We start from the raw sequence: 24,565 nt of genomic DNA, 5'->3' as shown, positions 1-24,565 counted from the left end.
TCAACCTGACCCTGTCGGCGGAACCTGTCAATCCGCCCGCGCATGTCAACCTGACCGTGCGTGCCCCGATGACCCTTCATGGTCGACTGTGGCGGATACTGAGCGGCTGGACCGGAATGGAGCCGGAATGACCGGATTGGTGACCGGCTCGACGACGGACCGAATTGGTGACGAGGGAAGGGCGCGGCGACGTGGCTAGGGTTCGGACAGGGGTACGCGTCGTGTGCGCCGTGCTCGCGGCGGTACTGGGGGCCTCGCTCGCGGGCTGCAGCAGTACGGGCGGCAAGCGCGCCGAGGAGCGCGCGAGGGCCGCCGAGGCGGGCCGGCCGGCCGTCTCCACGCCGCGCTGGACCTTCGCGATGGTCACGCACGCGGGCGACGGCGACACCTTCTGGGACATCGTCCAGAAGGGCGCCAAGGAGGCCGCGGCGAAGGACAACATCAACTTCGTCTACGCCCACGACGACCAGGCCCAGCAGCAGGCACAGTTCGTGCAGAACGCCATCGACCAGAAGGTCGACGGCATCGTCGTCAGCCTGGCCAAGCCCGAGGCCCTCAAGGACGTCCTCGCCAAGGCCGTCAAGGCCGGCATTCCGGTGATCACGGTCAACTCCGGCTCGGCCCAGTCCGCCGCGTACGGGGCCCTGACCCACATCGGCCAGGACGAGGTGATCGCGGGCGAGGCCGTCGGCACCGAGCTGAACAAGCGAGGGAAGAAGCGGGCCGTCTGCGTCCTGCACGAGCAGGGCAACGTCGGCCACGAGCAGCGCTGTGCCGGGGCCAAGAAGACCTTCTCCGGAACGATGGAGAACCTGTACGTCGAAGGCACCAACATGCCCTCCGTCCAGGCGGCGATCCAGGCCCAGCTCCAGGCGGACCCCTCCGTCGACGCGATCGTCACCCTCGGCGCACCCTTCGCGCCCACCGCCGTCAAGGCCAAGGACGCGGCCGGCAGCAAGGCCGAGGTCGACACCTTCGACCTCAACGAGTCCGTCGCCCGCGACCTGAAGTCCGGAGCCCTCGGCTTCGCCGTCGACCAGCAGCCGTACCTGCAGGGCTACGAGGCCATCGACCTGCTCTGGCTCTACCGCTACAACGCGAACGTGCTCGGCGGCGGCCGTCCCGTGCTGACCGGCCCGCAGATCGTGACCGCCGACGAGGCGGGCAAGCTGGAGGAGTACATCAAGCGGGGCAGCCGATGAGCGCGGCCGCACCCTTCGACGGGCCCGACGAACGGCTCGCCCCCACCTCCACCCTGCGCAAGCTGCTCGCCCGCCCGGAGCTGGGCTCGGTGGTCGGCGCCGTCGCCGTCTTCGTCTTCTTCTCCATCGTCGCGCCGACCTTCCTGCAGGCCTCCAGCCTCAGCACGGTCCTCTACTCGGCCTCCACCATCGGGATCATGGCCGCCCCGGTGGCGCTGCTGATGATCGGCGGCGAGTTCGACCTCTCCGCGGGCGTCATGGTCACGACCTCGGCACTGGTGAGCTCGATGTTCAGCTACCAGATGACCGCCAACGTCTGGGTCGGCGTCGGTGTGTCCCTGCTGGTCACCCTCGCCATCGGGTTCTTCAACGGATTCATGCTGACCCGCACGAAGCTGCCCAGCTTCATCATCACGCTCGGCACCTTCCTGATGCTGACCGGCCTGAACCTCGGCTTCACCAAGCTGATCACCGGCACGGTCTCCACCAAGACCATCGCCGACATGGAGGGCTTCTCCTCCGCCCGCGCGCTCTTCGCCTCGCAGTGGAACATCGGCTCGGTCACCCTCAAGGTCACCATCCTGTGGTGGTTCGCCATCGTGGCCGTCGCCACCTGGATCCTGCTGCGCACCCGCGCCGGGAACTGGATCTTCGCCGTGGGCGGCGGGGCCGACGCGGCCCGCGCCACCGGCGTGCCCGTCGTGAAGACCCGTATCGGGCTCTACATGGGCGTCGCCCTGTGCGCCTGGATCTCCGGCCAGCACATCCTCTTCTCGTTCGACGTGGTCCAGTCGGGCGAGGGCGTGGGCAACGAGTTCCTCTACATCATCGCGGCCGTGATCGGCGGCTGTCTGATGACCGGCGGCTACGGGTCCGCCATCGGCTCGGCGGTCGGCGCCTTCATCTTCGGCATGACCAGCAACGGCATCGTGTACGCCCAGTGGAATCCGGACTGGTTCAAGTTCTTCCTCGGCGCGATGCTCCTGCTGGCCACGCTGCTCAACGCATGGGTCCGCAAGCGGGCGGAGGCAACCAAGTGACCACGACCGAAAAGACCGCGACCGGGCCAGGAGCGGGCACCGCCCTGGTCGAGCTGACCGGCGTCAGCAAGTTCTACGGGAACATCCGCGCCCTCCAAGGGGTCTCCCTGGAGGTCTCGGCGGGCGAGATCACCTGTGTCCTCGGTGACAACGGTGCCGGCAAGTCCACCCTCATCAAGATCATCGCGGGGCTGCACCGGCACGACGCCGGCACCTTCGAGATCGAGGGGGAGGAGACCGTCCTCGCCAACCCCCGAGCGGCCCTCGACCGCGGCATCGCCACCGTCTACCAGGACCTCGCCGTCGTCCCGCTCATGCCCGTCTGGCGGAACTTCTTCCTCGGCTCCGAGCCCACCAAGGGCCGCGGACCCCTCCGCCGCCTCGACGTGGACCTCATGCGCGAGACGACCCGCACCGAGCTGCTGCGCATGGGCATCGACCTGCGCGACGTGGACCAGCCCATCGGCACGCTGTCCGGCGGTGAGCGGCAGTGCGTGGCCATCGCCCGCGCCGTGTACTTCGGGGCGAAGGTCCTCGTACTCGACGAGCCCACCGCGGCCCTCGGCGTCAAGCAGTCCGGAGTGGTCCTCAAGTACGTCGCCGCCGCCCGGGACGCGGGCCTCGGCGTGGTCCTGATCACCCACAACCCGCACCACGCGTACCTGGTCGGAGACCGTTTCGTCCTCCTCAAACGCGGCGCCATGGCGGGCAGCCACACCCGCGACTCGATCACGCTCGACGAGCTCACCCGGCAGATGGCGGGCGGCTCCGAGCTGGACGAGCTGAGCCACGAACTGGAGCGAGTGGCAGAATCAGGGGCAGGCGCCCCACACGCCACGGCCGCGACGGACGGCGCAGCCGGTCGCGGCGGCCCGGCCGACGAGGCCGGCCGGCCTCCCCGAACCACCGCACCCAAGAGGGACGACACGACTCGATGAGCACGTACCGGGACTTCACGCTCACCCACCGGGGGTCGGCGCGAGGCACCGTCCTGCGGACCATCGGGACCCGGGAGCGCCGGTCGCACCTGACGGCCCCGCGCGTCCCCACGGTCGGCATCGACATCGGCGGCACCAAGGTGATGGCCGGTGTCGTCGACGCCGACGGGATCATCCTGGAGAAGATCCGCACGGAGACCCCGGACAAGTCCAAGAGCCCCAAGGTCGTCGAGGACACCATCGTCGAGCTGGTGCTGGACCTCTCCGACCGGCACGACGTGCACGCGGTCGGCATCGGGGCGGCCGGCTGGGTCGACGCCGACCGTTCCCGCGTGCTGTTCGCACCCCACCTGGCCTGGCGCGACGAGCCCCTGCGCGACGCCCTCCAGTCCCGGCTCGCGGTCCCGGTCATGGTCGACAACGATGCCAACACCGCCGCCTGGGCGGAATGGCGCTTCGGCGCCGGACGCGGCGAGGACCACCTCGTCATGATCACGCTCGGCACCGGCATCGGCGGGGCCATCCTCGAAGGCGGCCAGGTCAAGCGCGGCCGGTACGGGGTCGCGGGCGAATTCGGCCATATGCAGGTCGTCCCCGGCGGCCACCGCTGCCCCTGCGGCAACCGCGGCTGCTGGGAGCAGTACAGCTCCGGGAACGCCCTGGTCCGCGAGGCCCGCGAGCTGGCCCCCGCCGACTCGCCGGTCGCGTACAACATCATCGCCCGGGTCGGCGGCAACGTCTCCGAGATCACGGGACCGCTGATCACCGAGCTGGCCCGCGAGGGCGACGCCATGTGCGTCGAGCTGCTCCAGGACATCGGCCAGTGGCTGGGTGTCGGCATCGCCAACCTCGCCGCCGCCCTCGACCCGTCCTGCTTCGTCATCGGCGGCGGCGTCAGCGCCGCCGACGACCTGCTGATCGGTCCGGCCCGGGACGCCTTCCGCCGCCACCTCACCGGTCGCGGCTACCGCCCCGAAGCCCGTATCGCCAAGGCCCAGCTCGGACCCGAGGCGGGCATGGTCGGCGCCGCCGACCTCGCCCGGCTCGTCGCCCGCCGCTTCCGCCGCGCCACCCGCCGCCGGGTCGAGCGCTACGAGCGGTACGAGCGCTACGCGCAGCAGCTGGGGCGGCGCGACCCCGCCGCCCCCAAGGACCAGGACGAACAGTGAACCCGCCCACCCTGCCCCACCAGGCCTCCGCCCCCGACGCCGAAAGCACCCCGGCGCCCACCGCCGAGGACCGCAGGCACGTCGTCAAGCGCCGCTGGATCACCGCGATCATCATCCTGCTGCTGGTCGGCGTACCCGCGGGCTACCTGGCGATCTCCACCCAGCAGAGCCGCGAGAGCGGCCGCGACAAGGCAGCCAAGATCGGCGCGTCCAAGGTGCGCCCCGGCTGGCCCTCCAAGGTGCAGCGCAGCATCTACGAGGTACCGGTCCCGGACAAGGCCTGGCGTGTCGGGTTCCTGGAGACCAACAACTGGCGCACCAGCCGGCTGTACGTCCAGTTCGCGGTCACCCCGCCGGACCTGGACGGCTTCCTGTCCTCCCTCGGCATCAGCCGGGAGGACCTGACCCCCGGCGTCTCGGTCTCCGCGCACGACACCTCGATCGCCGGCTGGCACTGGAAGCCGGAGACCTCATGGCTCGGCACCACCCTCGAACAGGACGACCCCCGGCCCACCCGGGACATCACCGTCGACCTCACCGATCCCAAGGTCTCCAAGGTCTACGTCGTCTCCTCCACCACCCCCTAGCCTTGGGATCATGAAGCTCACCAAGCGGCTGCATTCCTGCGTCCAGTTGGAGAAGGACGGGCGCACGCTCGTCATCGACCCGGGCGCCTTCAGCGAACCGGACGCGGGACTGGGGGCGGACGCCCTGCTGGTCACGCACGAACACCCCGACCACTTCGAGGAGGGCCGGCTGCGGGCCGCCCTCGACGCCGATCCGGCGGTCGAGCTGTGGACCCTGCGCAGCGTCGCCGAGAAGCTCGCCCCCGCCTATCCGGGCCGGGTGCACACCGTCGGCCACGGCGACGCCTTCACCGCGGCCGGGTTCGAGGTCCAGGTCCACGGCGAGCTGCACGCGGTGGTCCACCCGGACATCCCGCGCGTCACGAACGTCGGCTATCTCGTGGAAGGTTCCCTCTTCCACCCCGGGGACGCGCTGACCGTGCCCGGTGTGCCCGTCGAGACCCTGATGCTCCCGGTGCACGCACCCTGGAACAAGGTCTCGGAGGTGATCGACTACCTCCGCGAGGTCAAGCCGCGCCGGGCCCTGGACATCCACGACGCCTACCTCTCCGACATCGCCCGGCCGATCTACGACCACGCCCTGGACGCCCTCGGGGGCACCGACCACGGGCGACTCACCGCGGGGGACTCCGCCGAACTGTGACTGTCGGTGCCGGGCGGTAGGTTGGCAGGTATGCGTATCGCCACCTTCAACGTCAACTCCATCACCGCCCGGCTGCCGCGCCTGCTGGCCTGGCTGGAGAGCTCCGGTACGGATGTCCTGTGCATCCAGGAGACCAAGTGCTCGGCGGAGCAGTTCCCGTACGACGAGCTGCGTGAGCTGGGCTACGAATCGGCGGTCAACGCCACCGGCCGCTGGAACGGCGTGGCCCTGCTCTCCAAGGTCGGCCTGGAGGACGTGGTCCTCGGGCTGCCCGGCGGACCCGACTACGAGGGCGTCCAGGAACCCCGCGCGATCTCCGCCACCTGCGGCGGGGTCCGGGTCTGGTCGGTGTACGTGCCCAACGGGCGCGAGGTCGAGCACGACCACTACGGCTACAAGCTGGACTGGTTCCGCGCCCTGACCACGGCCATCGCCGAGGAGGCGGCCGGTCCGCTGCCGTTCGCGGTGCTCGGCGACTTCAACGTGGCCCCGACCGACGAGGACGTCTACGACCCGGCCGTCTTCGCGGGCCTCACCCATGTCACCCCTGCCGAGCGGGCCGCCCTGGAGGCGCTGCGCGCCGCCGGGCTCTCGGACGTGTTCCCGCGCGCGCTGAAGTACGACCGTCCCTACACCTTCTGGGACTACCGGATGCTCGCCTTCCCCAAGAACAAGGGCATGCGCATCGACCTGGTCTACGGGAACGAGGCCTTCACGAAGGCCGTGACCGACTCCTACGTCGACCGCGAGGAGCGCAAGGGCAAGGGCGCGTCCGACCACGCGCCCGTCGTCGTGGACCTGGACCTCGCCCGGTAGCCCGTCGCCGGTGGCCGGTGGCCGGTGCCATCCGGGCCGACGGATCCAGGCGCGCCCTGTGGTCAGCGGCGGATCCTGGTGCGACGCTGGGCGGTATGAACATCCCTTTCCTGGGCAACTGGCTGAACCGACGCGAAACGGTACAGGGTGCGGGACTCGCCGCCGCCCTCGCGGACGACCCCGAGGGCGTCGCCGAGTTGTTCTCGGAGTGTGAGATGCTGCGCGTCCAGGCACGGGCGGCCGGGCTCGAACTCGACGAGAGCCAGGCCTCGTTGGAGGCCCTGGACCAGCTGATGCCGCGCTGGCGGCGGGATCCCGAGGCGGTGCCCTGGCTCGGCAACGACGCCGGCTTCTACCTCGGAACCGTGATCATCCGGACGGTTCAGGGGGCCGCCTGGCGGGTGTGGCCCAACGGCCAGCCGGTGATCCGGCTGGCCTCGGGCCGGGAGCTGAACGTGATCGAGTCGGGCCTGTCCTGGGCGATGACCGGATCCCCCGAGCTCAGCCAGGCGTACGCCGAGGCCTCCGAGGGCTGACGCCCCGGCGTGTCGATTCCGAATTCCGACTACGACTCCGACTCCGACTCCGACAAGTGGGCAGGGCAGCACATGGCCGTCGAAACGTTGATCGAGCTGCGGGACGTGAACAAGCACTTCGGGGCGCTGCACGTACTGCGGGACATCAGCCTCACCGTCGGCCGCGGGGAGGTGGTGGTGGTCATCGGCCCCTCCGGTTCCGGGAAATCCACCCTGTGCCGGGCGATCAACCGGCTGGAGACGGTCGAGTCGGGCACGATCCTCATCGACGGGGAGGCACTGCCCGCCGAGGGCAAGGAGCTGGCCCGGCTGCGTGCCGAGGTGGGGATGGTCTTCCAGTCCTTCAACCTGTTCGCGCACAAGACCGTCCTCGCGAACGTCTCGCTCGCGCAGGTCAAGGTCCGCGGCCGCAAGCGGGGCGAGGCGGACCGGCGCTCCCGGGAGCTCCTGGAGCGGGTCGGCCTGGCCGACCAGGCCGAGAAGTTCCCGGCCCAGCTCTCCGGCGGTCAGCAGCAGCGCGTGGCGATCGCCCGCGCCCTCGCCATGGACCCCAAGGCCCTGCTCTTCGACGAGCCCACCTCCGCGCTCGACCCGGAGATGATCAACGAGGTGCTGGAGGTCATGCGGCAGCTCGCCCGCGAGGGCATGACCATGGTCGTGGTCACCCACGAGATGGGCTTCGCCCGCTCCGCCGCGAACCGCGTGCTCTTCATGGCCGACGGGCAGATCATCGAGGACCGCACCCCGGAGCAGTTCTTCACCGCCCCCGAGAGCGACCGGGCCAAGGACTTCCTCTCGAAGATCCTCAAGCACTGACGGGGCCGGGCGGCCGCCGGGTGCCGGGCCGCCCGGCGGCTGCTGCCGGGCGCCCGGCCCCGGCAGCAGCCGTGTCTCACTGCTCGCGCAGCGGGACCGACAGGTAGCTGGGATCGGTGCGCGGCGAGGAGAAGGTCAGCTGCGCGCCGAGGGGGTTGTGCTCGATGTAGAGCGGGTCGACCGTGTCGATGACGAGGGCGAGCCGGTGGCCCGCCGGGACGTCGTACGCGGTGGAGAACAGCTCCAGGTCCACGCCGAAGGCCTGGCCGGGAGCTTTCCCGTGGAAGGTGTACGGGGCGTTGCTGACGAGCTTGCCGATGCCGAGCGGGCCGACGTCGTAGAGGTACGCGACGAAGGTGCCGTCGCCCTTGGTGGGGGTGACGGTCGTGTGCAGCTTCGCGGTGCCGCGGATCCGCCGAGCCTCGTCGTAGCGCTCCGACTGCCAGACGGCCGCGAAGGCCCGGGGGAGGAGCGGGACGGAGGCGATCGGCGGCGCCTTCACGAACTGGTCGAGGGCGCTGGAGAGGAGGAGGATTCCGCCGTTGGCGCCGGAGTCGACATTGGCGAACAGGTGCTCGCTGTCGGAGAGCGCCAGCTTCTCGGTGCCCCCGGAGCCGACCGACTTCCAGTCGGCGTAGCCCTCGTACCCGTCGTCGCTACGGGACTTGATCTGCACCGGGGCCTCGGTGTCGACGCCGTTGCGCTCGCCCTTGAGGTAGCGGTCGAACCAGCGGTGCGCGTTGGTCCAGGTGTCGTTGGGCAGCCCCAGCAGGCCGGTGCCCTCGGCGGTGGCGTGGTCCCCGGGCCGGAACTCCAGGCGCTTGGGGCCGGTCAGCCGCTCGTAGAACTTCGCGTACTGGTTGGGCGGGAAGATGGTGTCTCCCCAGGCGTTGCCGAGCATGATCGCGGCGCCGTTGGCGTTGATCCGGTCCACCTGCTCGGAGGCCGAGCGCTTCCTGCCCCACTCGATCATCTGCTGCTCCTGGTCCAGCCGGGAGCCGAGGAAGTTGCCGAGGAGCGTCTTGAGTTCGGGTCCGGGGCGGCCGGTGAGATATCCGGCGGCGCCGAGCATTCCGGCGGCCTGGAGGTGCTGGGTGCGGCCGGAGTAGATGGATTCGATGAGGTCGGCCCAGCCGCTCATCGCGACCACGGCCTTGACGCGCGGGTCGTGGGCGGAGGCCAGCAAGGTGATGCCGGCGGCGTACGAGACCCCGCCGAGGCCGATGCGGTCCGCGTCGGCGGGGGAGTTGGCGAGGGCCCAGTCGATGACGGCGCTGACGTCGGCGATGTCCGGCGGGCCGGCCACCTCGATGTTGCCGCCGGAGAGCCAGAAGCCGCGGGAGGTGTAACTGACCACGACGTAACCGGAGTCGGCGAGCTTCTTGGCCTGGGCGATGTACTCGATCTGCGGCAGGCCCCAGCTGGTGGGCAGCACGATCAGCGGGTACTTGCGGCCACTCTCGGCCCCGGCCGGGGTGAAGACGTTGCCCTTGAGGGTGATTCCGCCGGATCCCGGGATGTCGTGGAAGCGCAGCTGCGAGGAGGCGTCGGCGGCGGCTGCCGCAGTGGTGGCGGGAGCCGCCTGGGCCTGATGGGGGGCCAGGCCCAGGACGGCTGCCGCCAGCAGGGTCGCCACGGCCGCTGCGGTGGTGGTGCGTTGCATCTGTCGCTCCTCGCGCGTGCGCCGGGATTGTCAAAGTGACCCGACGGTAACGGGAGCGTGTTACCGAAAGTAACCCGTGGGTAAGTTACGCACTGGTAACGATTGGGTGAGGGCGGTGGACCACCCGCGGGCCGGCCGTCAGCCGTTCTGCGGGGCGCCGGACAGGGCGCTCTTCGCCTTCCACTCGTCCCACGACAGGTTCCACTCGCCGTAACCGTTGCCGATCGGCGCCTGGCCCTTCGAGCCTTCGCCGACCACCTCGAAGAGGTCGCCGACCTGGGACTGCCCGAAGAACTCCTTGGCGTCGGCGTCGCTCATCCCCACGCAGCCGGAACTGCTGTTGGCCCGCCCGAAGTTGCCGGAGTTCCACGGGGCGGCGTGCGCGTACATGCCGGACCAGGTCAGCCGCATCGAGTAATCGACCATCTTGTCGTAGGCGTTGTCCAGGCCCACCGTCTGGGAGTCCATTCGGATGGTGCCCTCCTTGGTCATGATCACCATCTTCCCGGACCAGGAGGCCTTCTTGCCGCCGGGAGTGCCGGCCGAGATCGGGATCGTCCTGAGCGCCTGGCCGTCCTGGGTGACCGACATCTTCTTCGTGTCGAGGCTGACCTGGACCCGGCGGTCCTTGCCGATCTTGAACTCGGTGTTGTAGTCGCGGGCGAACAGCCCGCCGCCCTTGCCGGAGTCCACCCCGTTCAGGTGCATGTCCACCTTCACGTCCGTGCCGGACTTCCAGTAGTCCTTGGGCCGCCAGTCGACGCGGTCCTTGCCGTCGTGGTCCTTCATCCAGCCCCAGGAACCCTCGCTGTTGTCCGAGGTGGTGACCTTGAGCTGCTTCTCCACGTCGGCCTTGTTCGTCACCGGGTTGTCGAAGACGAGCGACACCGGCATCGCCACGCCCACCGTGCTGCCCTTGGTGATGTTGATCGAGACCTTGTTCACCTTGTCGGCGGGGCCGGTCTTGAACTGCGTGGTGGCGCTCTGGCTGTCGGTGTTCTGCGCCTCGACCTTGTACTCCGCGCCGGGCGGGGCGTTGCGCTCCGAGGTCCAGGTCTTCCCGTCGTCGGAGATCTTCCCCGGCAGCTCCGCGCCCTTGGTGTCGGTCACCTTCACCTGGGCCAGCTTGCCCTCGGCGACGGTCACCGTCACCGGCTGGCCCGCCTTGACCTGATCACCCGCGAGGTTCACCGAGACCGCCATGGGCGCCTTCGGCTTCAGCTCGGCCTTGCCCTTGTCGTCACCGCCACCGTCGCTCCCGCCCGAACAGGCGGTGAGCGAGGCGGCCAGAAGTGCGGTGCCCGCCATGGCGGTGCGGCGTATACGGCTCAACGAAGGGCCCTTTCCAGGAGCGGTGGTGGTGAACGTCCGCTAAAGAGGATGCGAACGACTCGACTTTAGGTTCCGCAATCCGCGGAAAAGGTCGTCCTTTCTCTTGTGACGTCGACCGCAGCGAAACGGTCATCATCCGGTCACAATCGCCGCGCACTTCGGTCACGGGCGGCTGTGAGAGTCCTGTGAGAGACCGTCAGGACGACAGGAAGGCCGTCTGCCGTGTGTGCACTGCTCGTGACCCCCGCCCAGCAGAACCATGACCAGGACCGGGAGCTCCGGGTGCGTGCCCTGTCGGTCTCCGAATACCAGGCGTTCCTTTCCCGCCACGGCGGGGCGAGCTTTCTCCAGTACCCCTCCTGGGCCCGCGTAAAGGACCTTTGGCGCTCGGAAAGGGTCGGCTGGCACTATCCGGACGGCCAGATTCAGGGTGCCGGTCTCGTTCTCTACCGGCAATTTCCCGGAACCCGCAAATACTTCGCCTACCTCCCCGAGGGGCCCGTCGCCGACTGGTCCGATCCGCACATCGACCGCTGGCTGACCCCGCTCATGCGCCACCTGCGCTCCTCCGGCGCCTTCGCCGTCCGCATCGGCCCCACCCCCGCCTACCGGCGCTGGGACGCGGCCACCGCCAAGGCCGCCTCCGGACCGGGCCGCCAGATATCCGACGTGCTCGCCACCGAGGTCGACCCGGTGGGCGCCGCCCTCGCCGACCGGCTGCGCACGCGCGGCTGGACGCGGTGCGGCGGCGAGGACGACGGCGACGCCCAGCCCCGTCACGTCTTCCGCGTGCCGCTGGCCGGCCGCACCCTCGACGAGGTGTGGGCGGGCCTCAACCAGGAGTGGCGGCGCAACGTACGCAAGGCCACGAAGGCCGGCGTGGAGACGGTCATCGGCACCTTCGAGGACCTGCCCGAGTTCTACCGGCTGCTGCGCATCACCGAGGAACGCGACGGCTTCCGGCTCGGCCGCTCCCTCGCGTACTACGAGCAGCAGTACCGGGTCCTCAACGAGGAGGCGCCCGGCCGGATGCGGCTCTACCTGGGCGTTCACCAGGGGGAGATCCTCGCCGCCCACACGATGATCACCGCCGGGAAGCGGGTCTGGTACCAGACGGGCGCCTCCGCCGACCACCGCCGCGAGGTACGGCCCAGCAACGCCCTGCAGTGGCGCATGATGTGCGACGCCCACGCCCTCGGAGCGGAGGAGTACGACATGCGCGGGGTACCCTCCACCCTTGACCCCGACGAACGTTCCTTCGGGCTGCTGCGCTGGAAGCTCGGCACCGGCGGACAGGTCGTCGAGACGCTCGGAGAGTGGGAGATACCGATGGACGGAGTCGCCAACACGGCGCTCTACAAGGCGTTCCAGGCCTACCTGGCCCGCCGGTGACGGCCACCGAAACCGACAGCGGCACCGACACGGGCACCGGCACCGGCACCACGGCGGCCGGCGCCCCCGGAGCCGCCGGCGCGCCCGCCGGGAAGACCTCGGTACTGCGCAGCGGCGCCCTCATGGCGGCCGGTTCGATCGTCTCCCGCGCCACCGGCTTCATCCGCTCCGCCGTCGTCGTCGCGGCGCTGGGAACCGAACTCCTCGGCGACAGCTACGCCGTCGCCAACACGGTCCCGAACATCATCTACATGCTGCTCATCGGCGGCGCGCTCAACGCCGTCTTCGTACCCGAACTCGTCCGGGCCGCCAAGGAGCACGCGGACGGCGGGTCCGCCTACACCGACCGGCTGCTCACCGCCTGCACCGTCGCCCTCCTGGCGCTCACCACCGTCGCGGTCCTCGCCGCCCCGCTGATCGTCTCGGTGTACACCGACTACGACGGAGCCCAGGCGAGCACCACCGTGGCCCTGGCCCGGTACTGCCTGCCGCAGATCCTCTTCTACGGCCTCTTCACCCTGCTCGGCCAGGTGCTGAACGCCCGCGGCCGGTTCGGCGCGATGATGTGGACCCCGGTCCTCAACAACGTCGTGATCATCGGAGTCTTCGGGCTCTTCCTCTACGTCTCCCACGACGGGGCGCCCGGCCTCACCGCCGCCGAGACCCGGCTCCTCGGCCTCGGCACCACCCTCGGCATCGTCATCCAGGCCCTCGCCCTCGTCCCCTCGCTGCGCGCCGCCCGCTTCCGCTGGCGCCCGCGCTTCGACTGGCGCGGCAGCGGCCTCGGCCGCCCCCTGCGCAACGCGGGCTGGACCGTCATGCTCGTCCTCACCAACCAGATCGCCTACTGGGTCGTCACCCGGCTCTCCACCACCACCGGGCAGCAAGCCGTGGACGCCGGACTCCCGGGCGGTGCCGGCTACATCGCCTACAGCAACGCCTACCAGCTGTGGATCGTCCCGCAGGGCATCATCACCGTCTCCCTCGTGACCGCCCTCATGCCGCGGATGAGCGCGGCCGCCACCGAGGGCGACCTCGGCGCCGTGCGCCGCGACATCTCCTACGCCCTGCGCTCCAGCGCCGCCCTCGTCGTGCCCGCCGCCGCGCTCTTCGCCGCCCTCGCCCCCTGGGTGATGGGCAGCGTCTTCGAGTACGGCCGCACCGACGCCGCCGACATCGAGGTCATGGCGGGCATGCTCATCGCCTTCGCGCCCGGCCTGATCGCCTTCTCCGCGCAGTACGTCCTCTCGCGCGGCTTCTACGCCCTCTCCGACACCCGGACCCCCTTCTTCCTCAACCTGGTCATCGCCGCGCTCACCGCCGGACTGTCGGCCGCCGCCTACGTCCTGCTGTCCCCGCGCTGGGCCGTCACCGGCATGGCCGCCGCCTCCTCCGTCGCCTTCCTCGCGGGCGCCGCCGTCACCGCCTACACCCTCACCCGCCGGCTCGGCCCGCGCGAGGGCACCCGTACGCAGCGGCGCGCCACCGCCGTACGGACCCACCTGCGGCTGCTGGCCGCCTGCACGCCGGCGGCCGCCGCCGGGTACGCGGCCGCCCGCGCCGCCGACCCGTTCGGCAACTTCGCCGCGGTCGGGGCGGGAACCGCCGCCCTGGCCCTCGTCGTCGTCCTCCTCGCCGGGCCGCTGCGCCTGACGGAGATCACCGACATGCTGGACTCCCTGCGGCGCAAGAGCCGCCGCTGACGGGAGGCAAGGCCCCGCAACACCTTTGGGATACTGACCGGATGCCACGCGTACTGCTGATCGAGGACGACCCTTCCATCCGCGAGGGGGTCGGCCTCGGCCTGCGCCGCCGGGGCCACGACGTGAGTTCCGCCGAGACCGGCGAGGAAGGACTGGCCCTGATGGGCGGCTTCCGGCCCGAGCTCGTCCTGCTCGACCTGATGCTGCCGGGGATCAACGGGGTCCAGGTCTGCCGCCGCATCCGCGAGACGAGCCAGGTGCCGATCATCATGCTCACCGCCCGCGGCGACGACTTCGACATAGTCGTCGGCCTGGAGGCCGGCGCCGACGACTACATCGTCAAACCCGCCCGCACCGAGGTCATCGAGGCCCGCATCAAAGCCGTACTGCGCCGGCTCAGCGACCCCGTGGGCTCCCGCCCCGGGGTCGAGCACCACGGGGAGCTGACCATCGACCGCGCCGGGCTGAGCGTCGCCAAGAACGGCGAGCGCGTGCCCCTCGCCCCCAGCGAGATCAAGCTCCTGCTGCACCTGTCGGCCTCGCCCGAGCAGGTCTTCTCCCGCCAGCAGCTCCTCGAATACGTCTGGGACCACAGCTACCACGCCGACGCCCGGCTCGTGGACGCCTGCGTGCGCCGGCTGCGCACCAAGGTCGAGGACCCCGACGCGAGCCCCCGCTACATACAGACCGTGCGCGGCTTCGGCTACCGCTTCGGTCCCCTGTAGGCGACCGTGAGACGCATCGCGCCGCTGGGCCTGCGCACCCGACTGATCGCGGCCTTCCTGCTGGTCGCCGCGATCAGCGCGGTGACCACCGCCGCCCTCACCTACCAGCAGGCGCGCAACGCGATCCTCAAGCAGACCCAGGACACCGCCATCAGCACGCTGCGGGACCAGGTCGAGCAGCAGGAGTTCCGTCTTCCGCTGGACCAGCAGGAGCTCCAGCGCATCGTCATCGAACTCGGCAAGCGCGGCAAACCGCACCCCTGGATCATCTTCGGCGAGTACGGCAGCGTGCGGGTCTCCACCAACCCCGGCACGCCGACCTCCAGCGTGATCACCGACAAGCTGCGCGAGAAGGTCCGCCGCCACGACTACACCGCCTTCCAGCGGGTCGAGGACGCGCGCGGCAACCCGTGGCTCACCATCGGCGTCCCCGCCGTCTTCGAGCACGACGGCTTCAGCGAATCCACCGGAGCCGTCTTCTACGCCAGCGTCCCGCTCTCCACCGAGAAGCAGACCGTGGAGGCCATGGTCGACGCCGCCAAGCAGGGCGCCGTCCCGGGCCTGGCCATCGCCATCGTGCCCGCGCTGCTGGCCGCCCGCAGCGTGCTGCGGCCGGTCCGCGACATGCGCCGGGCCGCCCAGCACCTCGGCCGCGGCCGCCTCGACACCCGGATCGAGGTCCGGGGCGCCGACGAGCTCGCCGGACTCGCCCGCACCTTCAACGAGACCGCCCGCGCCCTGGAACAGTCCGTGCGCGAGCTCCAGGACGCGGAGGTACGCGCCCGCCGCTTCGCCTCCGACGTCTCCCACGAACTGCGCACCCCCCTCGCCGGGATGCTGGCCGTCACCGAGGTCCTCGACGAGGACGCCGAACGCCTCGACGCCGACACCGCCAAGGCCCTGCGCCTGGTCAGTGCCGAGACGGGCAAGCTCGCCGTCCTCGTCGAGGACCTGATGGAGATCTCCCGCTTCGACGCCCGGGCCGCCGAGCTCAACCTCGACGACGTGGACATCGCCGAGGCCGTGCGCAAGACCCTGGAGCGCCGCCACTGGGTCGACGACCGCATCGTCGCCGAGCTGCCGGACCGGGTGCGCGCCCGGCTCGACCCGCGCCGCTTCGACGTGATCCTCGCCAACCTCGTCGGCAACGCACTGCGGCACGGCGGCGCGCCCGTGCGCATCACCGTACGGACCGCACCGGGCGAGGACGGCGAACGGCTGCTGATCGACGTCGCCGACAGCGGGCCCGGCATCGCCCCCGAGGTGCTGCCGCACATCTTCGACCGCTTCTTCAAGGCCGACGCGGCCCGGACCCGCTCCGCCGGCAGCGGTCTCGGCCTCGCCATCACCCTGGAGAACGTCCGCCTGCACGGCGGAACCCTCCTCGCGGCCAACGGGCCCGCCGGGGGAGCGGTCTTCACCCTCGACATGCCGCTGGAGGCCCACGTATGACAGGGCGCAGGACCAGGACGAGGTCCCGGGCGGCCGTGGCCACGGCGGCACTGGTGAGCTGCGCCCTGCTGCTCACCGGATGCGGGATCAAGCGCAGCGGGGTGATCGACAGCGGTCACTCCGCCACCGTCAAGGTCGCCGATGGCAAGAACAGCATCTATCTCTACTTCCTCTCCAAGGAGGGCGACCGGCTCGTCCCGGCCCCGTTCAGCCTGATGGTCGACTACAAGCTCAATCCCGTGGTGCTGCTGCGGCTGCTGCTGGAGGGCCCCCGCGGCCGGGCCGGCGAGGCCGGGCTCACCACGGGGCTGCCCCAGCTGCCCGTCGGCCAGGGGTCGGAGAAGCTGGAGGTGAGCTCGGCCTCGCACGCGGGGGTGACGGTCCGGGTGCCGTTCGCCGTGGGTGATCTGTCGGCACTGGCCCGCATGCAGATCGTGTGCACCATGGGCATCTCCGCCATGAAGGACACCCTCACCCCCGTCGCGCTGCAGGGCAGCGACACCACCCTCGCCCCTGCCGAATGCGACCTGAAGCGCTGACGGGCACCCCTGGGTGTGTCCCGCCGCGCCCTTGCGGGCAGGGCCGCGCACCCGTCACGGTGACCCCATGGACCACGCCGCGGACGTCCCCGACGTCTTCGACCCCCGCATCTACGCCGCCGGCATCCCGCACGAGCGCTACCGGCTGCTGCGCGAGCGGCATCCCGTGGCCTGGCAGGCGGAGCCGGAGATCCAGGGCTGGCCCGCCGGCCCGGGCTTCTGGGCCGTCACCCGGCACGCCGATGTCGTACGGGTCCTGCGCGACCACCGGACGTACACCTCCTGGCTGGGCGCCACCCAGATCCGCGACCCCGACCCGGCCGACCTGCCCTTCCTGCGCCGCACCATGCTCAACCAGGACCCGCCCGAACACGGCCGGCTGCGGCGGCTGGTGTCCCGCGCCTTCACCCCCGCGCGCGTCGACGCCTTCGCCGGGCGGGTACGGGAGCGGGCCCGTGCCCTCCTCGCCGCCGCCCGGCAGGACGCCGAGGACGGCGCAGCCGACCTCGTGCGCGCCGTCACCGACGAGTACGCGCTGCTGAACCTCACCGACCTGCTGGGTGTCCCGGCCGCCGACCGGGCCCTGCTCCTGGAGTGGACCGTACGGATCATCGGGTACCAGGACCCCGACGACGCCCCGCCGCCGCTCCTCGGCCCGGACGGCACACCGCTCAACCCGCGCTCACCGGCCCTGCTCGGCGAGATGTTCGCGTACGCCCGCGAACTGGCCGGCCACAAGCGCGCCCACCCCGGGGACGACGTGATGACCGCCCTCGCCGAGGCCGGGCTCGACCCGGCCGAACTGGAGATGTTCTTCTTCCTGCTGACCGTCGCGGGCAACGACACCGTACGCAGCGCCGCCCCCGGCGGCCTGCTCGCACTGGCCGGGGACCCGGACGCCTATCGCCGTCTCGCGGACGGAACCGTCCCGTTCGACCGCGCCGTCGACGAACTCCTTCGCGTCCACCCGCCGGTGCTCAGCTTCCGCCGCACGGCCGCCGTCGACACCGAACTGGCCGGGCGGACCATCCGCGCCGGGGAGAAGGTGGTGGTCTTCCACGCCTCCGCCAACCACGACGAGCGCGCCTTCACCGACCCCGGCCGCCTCGACCTGGCGCGGACGCCCAACCCGCACGTCTCCTTCGGGGACGGCCCGCACGTGTGCCTCGGCGCCCACTTCGCCCGGCTCCAGCTGCGCATCCTCTACGAGGAGTGGTGCGCGGCCATGCCCGCGCCGGAACTGGCGGGACCGCCCCGGAGGCTGGTCTCCAACTTCATCAACGGGATCACGCGGCTGCCGGTTCGGGTGTCAGGGCCGCCCGGGTGACATCGGCCGCGAGCTCGGTCACATCGGGGCCGTAGGCATCGGAGTTGACCACCTTCAGCACCAGGCAGAAGGGATCCTTCTTGTACGTGCGGGCCAGCCGCTCGTGGTGGCGGGCGAGATAGCGGGCGGCGGCCTGGTTGCTGACCGCCGTCTGCCCGGAGAGCAGGAAGACGGGACGGCCGCCCTGCGCGCCCGTCAGCCTGGCCAGCAGCACATGCTCCACCCGCCCCTTGTCCCACCGGTAGCTCTCGCCGCCCACCTGGATCGCGCCCCGGTCCTCGTGCTCCCGGGTGTCGACGTTCACCCGTACCCCCGGCAGCATCGAGGCCAGGTGCGCCACCGTACGGGTGTTGGACGTCGGGCCGCCGACGCAGAACTCGGCGCGCTCGCCGAAGCCCTGACGGGCCTCGTCGTGCGTGACGATCTGGACGTTCGCCCCGCAGTCCTTGATCAGCGCGGATATCTCCAGCAGCGCGAAGGCGTCGTTGCGGTGCACCGACGATTCCTTGCCGCCCATCTGCCGGTTGACCACGAACAGGCACTCGGCGCCGGCCGGCAGTCCGAAGAAGCCCTGCTTGCGGCGCAGCGTACGGCGCCACAGGTAGGTCCGGGCGAACCAGCCGAACCCGCCGCTGACGGCGGTGGCTATCACCCCGAGCACGATGTTGCGCACGTCGTCGTTCATGCGGCGGATGGTAGCGGCCGGGCCGCCTTCCTGACGCGGGGGGTGCGGTGAAGTTACGCTGCGCGCATCAGACCTGACAGGCCGTCGACCGGAGGAACCGCATGCGTGCTCCCGCCGCACGTCAGTTAGCGCTCGTCGCCCTCGCCGGGGCGCTCGTCTCCACCGGGGCCGCGGCCCCGCCCACCACGGCCACCCCGCCGGCCAAGGTGCCGGTCGCCGCCGGCTACGGCGGGGCCGTCGCCAGCGTCGACGCCGACGCCACGGCCGCGGGTATCGCCGTCCTGCGCTCCGGCGGCAACGCCGTGGACGCGGCGATCGCCACCGCCGCCGCGCTCGGGGTGACCGAGCCCTACTCGGCGGGCATCGGCGGAGGCGGCTACCTCGTTTACTACGACGCCCGCACGCACCGGGTGCACACCGTCGACGGCCGCGAGACCGCCCCCGCCACGGCCACCGAGGCACTGTTCCAGGAGAACGGCCTTCCCATCCCCTTCGCGGAGGGCCAGACCAGCGGCCGCGGGGTCGGCGTCCCCGGCACCCCCGCCACCTGGAAGAGCGCCCTCGACGCCTGGGGCACCCGCCCGCTCGGCACCCTGCTGAAGCCCGCCGAGAAACTGGCTCGCGAGGGCTTCACGGTGGACAGCACCTTCCGGGCCCAGACCGAGCTCAACCAGGACCGCTTCAAGGACTTCCCGGCGACCTCGAAGCTCTTCCTGCCGGGCGGCGCCCTGCCGGTGGTCGGCTCCACCTTCAAGAACCCCGACCTCGCCGCCACCTACGCCGAACTCGGCCGCAAGGGGACCGGCGCCCTCTACCGCGGACCCCTCGCCGAGGACATCGTCCGGGCGGTCCGCACACCCCCGGTGGACCCGGCGGCCACCCGAAAGGTCCGCCCCGGCGACCTGACCACCGCCGACCTGCGCGCGTACGCGACCAAGCGGCAGGACCCGACCCGGGTGAGCTACCGCGGCCTGGACGTCTACAGCATGGCGCCCTCCTCCTCCGGCGGCACCACCGTCGGCGAGGCGCTGAACATCCTGGAGCGGACCGACCTCTCGAAGCTGTCCGAGACGCAGTACCTGCACCGCTTCATCGAGGCCTCCCGGATCTCCTTCGCCGACCGGGGCCGCTGGGTCGGTGACCCGGCGGCGGTGGACGTGCCCACGCGTGAGCTGCTCTCGCAGCGGTTCGCCGACTCGCGCGGCTGCCTGATCGCGCCGGACCGCACGCTGACCAGCCCGCTGGCCCCCGGAGACCCGCGCCACCCGGCGGCCTGCGGCGGCTCGGGCCAGGCCGCCCCGACCACGTACGAAGGGGAGAACACCACGCACCTGACGGTCGCCGACCGCTGGGGCAACGTGGTCTCCTACACCCTGACCATCGAGTCCACCGGCGGCAGCGCGATCACCGTTCCCGGACGCGGCTTCCTGCTCAACAACGAGCTGACCGACTTCTCCTTCGCCCCGGCCGCGCCCGGCGTCCCGGACCCGAACCTGCCCGGCCCCGGCAAGCGGCCCCGCTCGTCCATGTCCCCGACGATCGTGCTGGAGGACGGCCGCCCGGTGCTCGCGGTCGGCTCCCCGGGCGGTGCCACCATCATCACCACCGTGCTGCAGACCCTGATCGGCCACCTGGACCGGGGGCTGCCGCTCGTCGACGCGATCGCCGCGCCGCGGGCCAGCCAGCGCAACCAGACCACCACCGAGCTGGAACCGGGCCTGTGGAACAGCCCGCTGCGCGCGGAGCTGGAGGCGATCGGCCAGGGCTTCCGGCAGAACCCGGAGATCGGCGCGGCCACCGGCGTGCAGCGGCTGCCGGACGGCCGCTGGCTGGCGGCGGCCGAGACCAGCCGCCGGGGCGGCGGCTCGGCGATGGTGGTCCGCCCGCACGGGAGGCCGTAGCGCCCCTTCCTAGATCGCGGTGAGGATCCGCGGACCGTCGGCGGTGATCGCGACCGTGTGCTCCGAGTGGGCGGCGCGGCTGCCGTCGACGGTGCGCAGGGTCCAGCCGTCCGCGTCGCAGGTGTAGTCGTCCGTACCGCCCGCGATCAGCATCGGCTCGATGGCGAGGACCAGACCGGGGCGCAGCTTCATGCCGCGTCCCGGCGGGCCCTCGTTGGGCACGCCCGGGTCCTCGTGCATGGTGCGGCCGATGCCGTGGCCGCCGAAGCCGTCCGGCACCCCGTACCCGGCGGCCCGGCAGGTGGTGCCGATCGCGTGGGCGATGTCGCCGATCCGGTTGCCGGGCACGGCGGCGGCGATCCCGGCGGCGAGGGCCGCCTCGGAGGTCTCGATCAGCCGGAGGTCGGCGGGCCGGGCCGGGCCGACCGTGAAGCTGACCGCCGCGTCCCCGACCCAGCCGCCGAGCTTCGCCCCGCAGTCGACGCTGACCAGGTCGCCGTCCCGCAGCCGGTAGTCGCCGGGGATGCCGTGCACGATCGCGTCGTTCACCGACACGCACACCACGGCGGGGAAGGGCACGGGCGCGAACGGCGGCCGGTAGCCCAGGAAGGGCGAGGTGGCACCGGCCTCGCGGAGCACCTCGCGGGCCACCCGGTCCAGGTCCCGCAGGGACACCCCCACGCCGGCGGCCTCGCGTACGGCGGCCAGGGCGCGGGCGACCACCCGGCCTGCGGCCCGCATCTCGTCGATCTCTCGGTCCGTCTTCAGTTTCACCATGCCAATAACTATACCGGTATAAGAATAACGGGATAGTTATTGGTGTGCGGGGTAGGATGACGGCATGGTCCGTACCCCCCTCACCCCCGAAGAGCGCGAGCGCGGCGAGCGGCTCGGCGTCCTGCTGCGCGAGGCCCGCGGCGACCGGAGCATGGTCGAGGTCGCGGCCGGCGCCGGGCTCTCCGCCGAGACCCTGCGCAAGATCGAGACCGGCCGGGCACCCACCCCCGCCTTCTTCACGGTCGCCGCCCTCGCCGCGGCCCTCGGCCTCTCCCTGGACGACCTGCTGCGACGCTGCGCCGTCGTCCCCGCCTAGGCTCTGCCCGGGGCGTGTCCGGTCCTGCCGTTCGGGCGGGCCCGGCGGCCAGACGGCCCAATCGGCGGTGGGAGGTCCGGAGCGCGGGGCAAGCGTGAAGGCGTGTCAGCCATGAACGCATCCAAGCGAGTCGGTTTCGCAGTCGTCGGCGCCCTCCTCGCGGGTGGCCTGCTGCTCGCGGCGTGCGCCGCCCCCGAAGGCCGCCCCCGCGCGGGCGACGTGGTCTTCCACCACCCCGGCGTCGTCGTCAGCCATGGCCAGCTCCGGCAGGCGAAGCAGATGATCGCGGCCGGCAAGGAACCCTGGCTCTCCGCGTACCGGGCCCTCCTCGGCAGCCGCTACGCCTCGCTCGACTACACCCCGCACCCGGCCGACGTGGTGCCCTGCCCCTTCAACAGCGGACCGCAGTCCTGCCTCGACGAACGGCAGGACGCGATCGCCGCCTACACCCACGCCCTGCTGTGGTCGGTGAACGGCAGGACCGCCCACGCGCGCAAGGCCGTGCAGATCATGGACGCCTGGTCCGCCGTGATGAAGAGGCACCGCGAGGACAACGCCGGACTCCAGGCTGCCTGGTCCGGATCCAGCTGGGCACGGGCCGCCGACATCGTGCACGCCGACTACCCGAACTGGGAGGAGCCCCGGGTCACCCGGTTCAAGGAGATGCTGCGCAAGGCCTACCTGCCGGCCGTCCGCGCCCAGGTGCCCGCCTACAACGGCAACTGGGAACTGGCCATGACCGACGCCGCCGTCTCCATCGCCGTCTTCCTGGAGGACCAGGTGATCTTCCGGGAGTCCCTGGAGCGGTTCCGGGCGCGCGTGCCGGCGTACTTCTACCTCCGGATGGACGGCCCGCGCCCGATGGCCCCGCCGTACACCGCCATCGAGACGGCCGCCCAGGTCAAGGCGTACTGGTTCGACCAGGGCACCTACGTCGACGGCATCGCCCAGGAGACCTGCCGCAACCTGATGCACGTCGGCTATGCGCTCGCCGCGTCCGCGCACATCGCCGAGACCGCCTGGCACCAGGGCGTCGACCTGTACGGCGAGCAGTCCGCCCGGCTGCGCACCGCGCTGGAGTTCCACGCGAAGTACCAGCTCGGGGCCGAGGCCCCGCCGTGGCTGTGCGGGGGCAAGGTGGAGCGGACCATGGGGCCCGACCTGGAGGTGGCCCTGCACCACTACGAGACGCGGACCGGCGCGAAGCTCCCGTACACCCGCGCCCTGGTCGAGAAGACGCGGCCGGCCGGGACGGACGAGCTGTTCGTGGCCTGGGAAACGGTCAGCCACGGAGAGACCCCGCCCGCCTGACCCCCCGGGGTTTCGATACTGGTGGGCTCGCATGTTCCGGTGTCGCGTATTCGGGTCGGGTGCCCAGGAATCATGACGCGGGGTAAGCAGCAGGGCCGGTTGATCGAGGTCTGGCATGATCGCGCGGTGAGTGATGCGAGGGTGGTCGCCGCGGAGGCCGTCGAGGCACATGTCCGGGCGTTCTTCGAGGGGCATTCCGTAGAGGTCGTTGTCTGCGACCTCGGGCCGGACCGACGCGAGGCCGTGTCCGACCTGCGGGTTCTCGTTGTGGGCCCTGGCCCGCGTAGCGGCAGTTGGGCCTATGTGACCGCCGGATGCTGGGCCGCCATGCAGAAGGACGGTCACGGGCTCGAGTTCGTCTTGACGGCTCACGTCCGCGACCAGCGGTTCATCGACCTCATGGCCATGATCGCCTACTACCACTGCGGAGGGCACCAGCTCGATCTGGAGCACAGCATGCCGATCGGTGAACCATGGGTGCCCGGCTCGGCCTGCGACCACCTGCTGATCAGCCTGCCCTATCTCCACGGACCCGATCTTGAGCGCTGTCCGCTGCCCGAGGGACACGCTCGCATCCTCTGGATCCTGCCTGTGACGGCAGACGAAATCGAGTTCCGCAGACGTCACGGTCACGAGGCGCTGGAACAGCTCCTGGACGAGGCGGAGATCAATCCCACTGATCCTTTCCGGGCATCGGTGGCTGGTACGTGCCCAACGGGGGCGACCCGCGGCAACACGTGCGGGTGTTCCACGACCACGTGATGATCGGGCTGGACCCGGGAACCGCACCGGTGTCCCGGTGAACGGGAGTGCCTGCTGATCACTCCGCGCCGTCGCGGCCGGGCGCGATGGACTCGATGCCGGGCCGCGCGATGCGTGACGAGCCCGCGCTCGCGCAGCCAGGCCAGGTGTTCGGCGGAGAAGTCCGCCTGGTCCGCACGGAGTTGGACGGGGTCGGCGCCGACGTGGTCCCCGGCGGGACCGGGCGCGGGTACGCCATTGCCGTGAACACGGCCCGCTCGTCACACGGAGCGGTCCCACCACCCGGCGGACGGGCAGCGCACGAGGCACCCACGACCGGCATCACGCCGCACGGTGAGACAACCTCTAGGCTTTGACCGGTGCGGCCGATCTGGCGGCCTGCTCGATCTTCGCGCAGTGTGCTGCGCGGGCTTCCTCGTCGATCTGCTTCTCGTGTTCGGCGCGCAACCCGGTCCGGCCGTCGAGGCCTTCGCGCAGGATATCGGCGTGTCCGGCATGCCGGACGGACTCGCCGAGGACATGGACCATGATGGCGAACAGGTTCGTGTCGGCATGAGGCTCCGGCCACCACGGCACGTGGCCGGGGGCGTCGAGGGGAAGCTCTTCGATCGTCGCGTCCGACCATTCCCATGTGCGCCGGTAGAACCCGATGATCTGATCGCGGGTCTCGCCCTCGGCCGCCCACAGATCGCTGCCGTCGGAGTCCTGCCACCGGGGCAGCGGTTCCGGGGAAGGCCGGCCGAAGACCTCGCCGAAGTACCTGGCCTCGACGGTGGCCACGTGTTTGACCAGGCCGAGGAGGTTGGTCCCGGTCGCCGTCAAAGGCCGGCGGGCGTCATATTCGGACAAGCCGTCGAGCTTCCAGAGCAGCGCCTCACGGTCCCGCCGCAGTCTCCCGTGCAGGTTGTCCTTCGCGAATTCGTCGATCATGCG

Annotated in this window: 24 protein-coding genes; 19 read left to right on the top strand and 5 right to left on the bottom strand. The window is 71.2% G+C overall.

Annotated elements, in window-relative coordinates:
* The first annotated feature begins 221 nt into the window (after positions 1–221).
* From KO717_RS06955 to KO717_RS06915, 9 genes are all read left to right on the top strand, one after another.
* Positions 222–1,202, top strand: a complete 981-nt coding sequence (locus tag KO717_RS06955) for a substrate-binding domain-containing protein (RefSeq protein WP_301365062.1) — start codon at positions 222–224, stop codon at positions 1,200–1,202.
* Entirely contained in the window at positions 1,199–2,242 is a 1,044-nt protein-coding gene (locus KO717_RS06950) for an ABC transporter permease (protein WP_301365060.1), read from the top strand. The genes KO717_RS06955 and KO717_RS06950 overlap by 4 nt, the downstream gene beginning before the upstream one ends.
* On the top strand, positions 2,209–3,180 hold the full coding sequence (locus KO717_RS06945) for an ATP-binding cassette domain-containing protein (RefSeq protein ID WP_301365059.1): 972 nt from the start codon (positions 2,209–2,211) through the stop codon (positions 3,178–3,180). The genes KO717_RS06950 and KO717_RS06945 overlap by 34 nt, the downstream gene beginning before the upstream one ends.
* Complete coding sequence (locus tag KO717_RS06940) at positions 3,177–4,349, top strand: ROK family glucokinase (RefSeq protein ID WP_301365057.1); 1,173 nt, start codon at positions 3,177–3,179, stop codon at positions 4,347–4,349. The genes KO717_RS06945 and KO717_RS06940 overlap by 4 nt, the downstream gene beginning before the upstream one ends.
* Positions 4,346–4,936, top strand: coding sequence for a hypothetical protein (locus KO717_RS06935; protein WP_301365055.1), 591 nt, complete (start codon positions 4,346–4,348; stop codon positions 4,934–4,936). The genes KO717_RS06940 and KO717_RS06935 overlap by 4 nt, the downstream gene beginning before the upstream one ends.
* Positions 4,937–4,946: 10 nt before the next feature.
* A complete protein-coding gene (locus tag KO717_RS06930; protein ID WP_301365053.1) occupies positions 4,947–5,579 on the top strand; it encodes an MBL fold metallo-hydrolase in 633 nt (210 codons plus the stop codon).
* 30 nt (positions 5,580–5,609) lie between these two features.
* The gene (locus KO717_RS06925) at positions 5,610–6,395 is read left to right on the top strand and encodes an exodeoxyribonuclease III (protein ID WP_301365051.1); all 786 of its coding nucleotides are present in this window, start codon (positions 5,610–5,612) and stop codon (positions 6,393–6,395) included.
* A 95-nt stretch (positions 6,396–6,490) separates the two neighbouring features.
* Positions 6,491–6,931, top strand: coding sequence for a DUF6278 family protein (locus KO717_RS06920; protein WP_301365049.1), 441 nt, complete (start codon positions 6,491–6,493; stop codon positions 6,929–6,931).
* Positions 6,932–7,003: 72 nt separating this feature from the next.
* The gene (locus KO717_RS06915) at positions 7,004–7,747 is read left to right on the top strand and encodes an amino acid ABC transporter ATP-binding protein (protein WP_301374399.1); all 744 of its coding nucleotides are present in this window, start codon (positions 7,004–7,006) and stop codon (positions 7,745–7,747) included.
* 76 nt (positions 7,748–7,823) lie between these two features.
* Here the strand turns inward: KO717_RS06915 and KO717_RS06910 are convergent, their stop codons facing one another.
* Both KO717_RS06910 and KO717_RS06905 read right to left on the bottom strand, forming a co-directional pair.
* The gene (locus tag KO717_RS06910; protein WP_301365047.1) at positions 7,824–9,410 is read right to left on the bottom strand and encodes a CocE/NonD family hydrolase; all 1,587 of its coding nucleotides are present in this window, start codon (positions 9,408–9,410) and stop codon (positions 7,824–7,826) included.
* 138 nt (positions 9,411–9,548) lie between these two features.
* Positions 9,549–10,718 carry a L,D-transpeptidase gene (locus tag KO717_RS06905; RefSeq protein WP_301374397.1) on the bottom strand — a complete coding sequence of 390 codons (1,170 nt, stop codon included), beginning with the start codon at positions 10,716–10,718 and terminating at the stop codon, positions 9,549–9,551.
* A gap of 306 nt (positions 10,719–11,024) precedes the next feature.
* On the opposite strand from KO717_RS06905, the gene KO717_RS06900 reads away from it, so the two are divergent.
* The 6 genes from KO717_RS06900 (at position 11,025) to KO717_RS06875 (ending at position 17,880) form a co-directional block, all read left to right on the top strand.
* The gene (locus KO717_RS06900; RefSeq protein WP_367401575.1) at positions 11,025–12,134 is read left to right on the top strand and encodes a lipid II:glycine glycyltransferase FemX; all 1,110 of its coding nucleotides are present in this window, start codon (positions 11,025–11,027) and stop codon (positions 12,132–12,134) included.
* Positions 12,131–13,837, top strand: a complete 1,707-nt coding sequence (gene murJ, locus KO717_RS06895; RefSeq protein ID WP_437184477.1) for a murein biosynthesis integral membrane protein MurJ — start codon at positions 12,131–12,133, stop codon at positions 13,835–13,837. The genes KO717_RS06900 and murJ overlap by 4 nt, the downstream gene beginning before the upstream one ends.
* A 41-nt stretch (positions 13,838–13,878) precedes the next feature.
* Entirely contained in the window at positions 13,879–14,562 is a 684-nt protein-coding gene (locus KO717_RS06890; protein ID WP_301365045.1) for a response regulator transcription factor, read from the top strand.
* A gap of 6 nt (positions 14,563–14,568) precedes the next feature.
* Positions 14,569–16,014 (top strand): ATP-binding protein, encoded by a 1,446-nt coding sequence (locus tag KO717_RS06885; RefSeq protein WP_301365044.1) that lies wholly within the window; start codon positions 14,569–14,571, stop codon positions 16,012–16,014.
* Entirely contained in the window at positions 16,011–16,553 is a 543-nt protein-coding gene (locus KO717_RS06880; RefSeq protein WP_301365043.1) for a hypothetical protein, read from the top strand. Before KO717_RS06885 ends, KO717_RS06880 begins: the two co-directional genes overlap by 4 nt.
* A 67-nt stretch (positions 16,554–16,620) precedes the next feature.
* Positions 16,621–17,880 carry a cytochrome P450 gene (locus tag KO717_RS06875; RefSeq protein ID WP_301365042.1) on the top strand — a complete coding sequence of 420 codons (1,260 nt, stop codon included), beginning with the start codon at positions 16,621–16,623 and terminating at the stop codon, positions 17,878–17,880.
* Here KO717_RS06875 and KO717_RS06870 read toward each other — a convergent pair.
* Positions 17,840–18,565 (bottom strand): hypothetical protein, encoded by a 726-nt coding sequence (locus tag KO717_RS06870; protein WP_301365040.1) that lies wholly within the window; start codon positions 18,563–18,565, stop codon positions 17,840–17,842. The two genes, KO717_RS06875 and KO717_RS06870, sit on opposite strands and share 41 nt — an antisense overlap.
* A gap of 101 nt (positions 18,566–18,666) precedes the next feature.
* Here KO717_RS06870 and ggt point away from each other — a divergent pair, with 101 nt between their 5' ends.
* Positions 18,667–20,466, top strand: coding sequence for a gamma-glutamyltransferase (gene ggt / locus KO717_RS06865; RefSeq protein WP_301365038.1), 1,800 nt, complete (start codon positions 18,667–18,669; stop codon positions 20,464–20,466).
* 9 nt (positions 20,467–20,475) lie between these two features.
* Here the strand turns inward: ggt and map are convergent, their stop codons facing one another.
* On the bottom strand, positions 20,476–21,243 hold the full coding sequence (gene map, locus KO717_RS06860) for a type I methionyl aminopeptidase (protein ID WP_301365036.1): 768 nt from the start codon (positions 21,241–21,243) through the stop codon (positions 20,476–20,478).
* Between the two features lie 64 nt (positions 21,244–21,307).
* Here map and KO717_RS06855 point away from each other — a divergent pair, with 64 nt between their 5' ends.
* From KO717_RS06855 to KO717_RS06845, 3 genes are all read left to right on the top strand, one after another.
* The gene (locus KO717_RS06855) at positions 21,308–21,559 is read left to right on the top strand and encodes a helix-turn-helix domain-containing protein (RefSeq protein ID WP_030714642.1); all 252 of its coding nucleotides are present in this window, start codon (positions 21,308–21,310) and stop codon (positions 21,557–21,559) included.
* Between the two features lie 111 nt (positions 21,560–21,670).
* A complete protein-coding gene (locus tag KO717_RS06850; protein WP_301365032.1) occupies positions 21,671–22,870 on the top strand; it encodes an alginate lyase family protein in 1,200 nt (399 codons plus the stop codon).
* Positions 22,871–22,942: 72 nt separating this feature from the next.
* Complete coding sequence (locus KO717_RS06845; RefSeq protein WP_301365031.1) at positions 22,943–23,632, top strand: suppressor of fused domain protein; 690 nt, start codon at positions 22,943–22,945, stop codon at positions 23,630–23,632.
* Positions 23,633–23,977: 345 nt separating this feature from the next.
* Here the strand turns inward: KO717_RS06845 and KO717_RS06840 are convergent, their stop codons facing one another.
* A complete protein-coding gene (locus tag KO717_RS06840) occupies positions 23,978–24,562 on the bottom strand; it encodes a DinB family protein (protein ID WP_301365029.1) in 585 nt (194 codons plus the stop codon).
* Positions 24,563–24,565: the final 3 nt, after the last annotated feature.

The organism is Streptomyces xanthophaeus, assembly GCF_030440515.1.
In the GTDB taxonomy this organism is placed as follows: Bacteria; Actinomycetota; Actinomycetes; order Streptomycetales; family Streptomycetaceae; genus Streptomyces; species Streptomyces kutzneri.
The sequence above is the reverse complement of the archived record's forward strand: the minus strand, read 5'-3'. Positions and strand labels throughout refer to the sequence as shown.

Coding starts and splice junctions, on each gene's coding strand:
- KO717_RS06880 (WP_301365043.1), top strand. CDS start 16,011: ATGACAGGGCGCAGGACCAGGACGAGGTCCCGGGCGGCCGTGGCCACG.
- KO717_RS06870 (WP_301365040.1), bottom strand. CDS start 18,565: ATGAACGACGACGTGCGCAACATCGTGCTCGGGGTGATAGCCACCGCC.
- KO717_RS06930 (WP_301365053.1), top strand. CDS start 4,947: ATGAAGCTCACCAAGCGGCTGCATTCCTGCGTCCAGTTGGAGAAGGAC.
- KO717_RS06925 (WP_301365051.1), top strand. CDS start 5,610: ATGCGTATCGCCACCTTCAACGTCAACTCCATCACCGCCCGGCTGCCG.
- KO717_RS06850 (WP_301365032.1), top strand. CDS start 21,671: ATGAACGCATCCAAGCGAGTCGGTTTCGCAGTCGTCGGCGCCCTCCTC.
- map (WP_301365036.1), bottom strand. CDS start 21,243: ATGGTGAAACTGAAGACGGACCGAGAGATCGACGAGATGCGGGCCGCA.
- KO717_RS06950 (WP_301365060.1), top strand. CDS start 1,199: ATGAGCGCGGCCGCACCCTTCGACGGGCCCGACGAACGGCTCGCCCCC.
- KO717_RS06920 (WP_301365049.1), top strand. CDS start 6,491: ATGAACATCCCTTTCCTGGGCAACTGGCTGAACCGACGCGAAACGGTA.
- KO717_RS06910 (WP_301365047.1), bottom strand. CDS start 9,410: ATGCAACGCACCACCACCGCAGCGGCCGTGGCGACCCTGCTGGCGGCA.
- KO717_RS06915 (WP_301374399.1), top strand. CDS start 7,004: ATGGCCGTCGAAACGTTGATCGAGCTGCGGGACGTGAACAAGCACTTC.
- KO717_RS06890 (WP_301365045.1), top strand. CDS start 13,879: ATGCCACGCGTACTGCTGATCGAGGACGACCCTTCCATCCGCGAGGGG.
- ggt (WP_301365038.1), top strand. CDS start 18,667: ATGCGTGCTCCCGCCGCACGTCAGTTAGCGCTCGTCGCCCTCGCCGGG.
- KO717_RS06875 (WP_301365042.1), top strand. CDS start 16,621: ATGGACCACGCCGCGGACGTCCCCGACGTCTTCGACCCCCGCATCTAC.
- KO717_RS06945 (WP_301365059.1), top strand. CDS start 2,209: ATGGGTCCGCAAGCGGGCGGAGGCAACCAAGTGACCACGACCGAAAAG.
- KO717_RS06840 (WP_301365029.1), bottom strand. CDS start 24,562: ATGATCGACGAATTCGCGAAGGACAACCTGCACGGGAGACTGCGGCGG.
- KO717_RS06855 (WP_030714642.1), top strand. CDS start 21,308: ATGGTCCGTACCCCCCTCACCCCCGAAGAGCGCGAGCGCGGCGAGCGG.
- KO717_RS06845 (WP_301365031.1), top strand. CDS start 22,943: ATGACGCGGGGTAAGCAGCAGGGCCGGTTGATCGAGGTCTGGCATGAT.
- KO717_RS06940 (WP_301365057.1), top strand. CDS start 3,177: ATGAGCACGTACCGGGACTTCACGCTCACCCACCGGGGGTCGGCGCGA.
- KO717_RS06905 (WP_301374397.1), bottom strand. CDS start 10,718: ATGGCGGGCACCGCACTTCTGGCCGCCTCGCTCACCGCCTGTTCGGGC.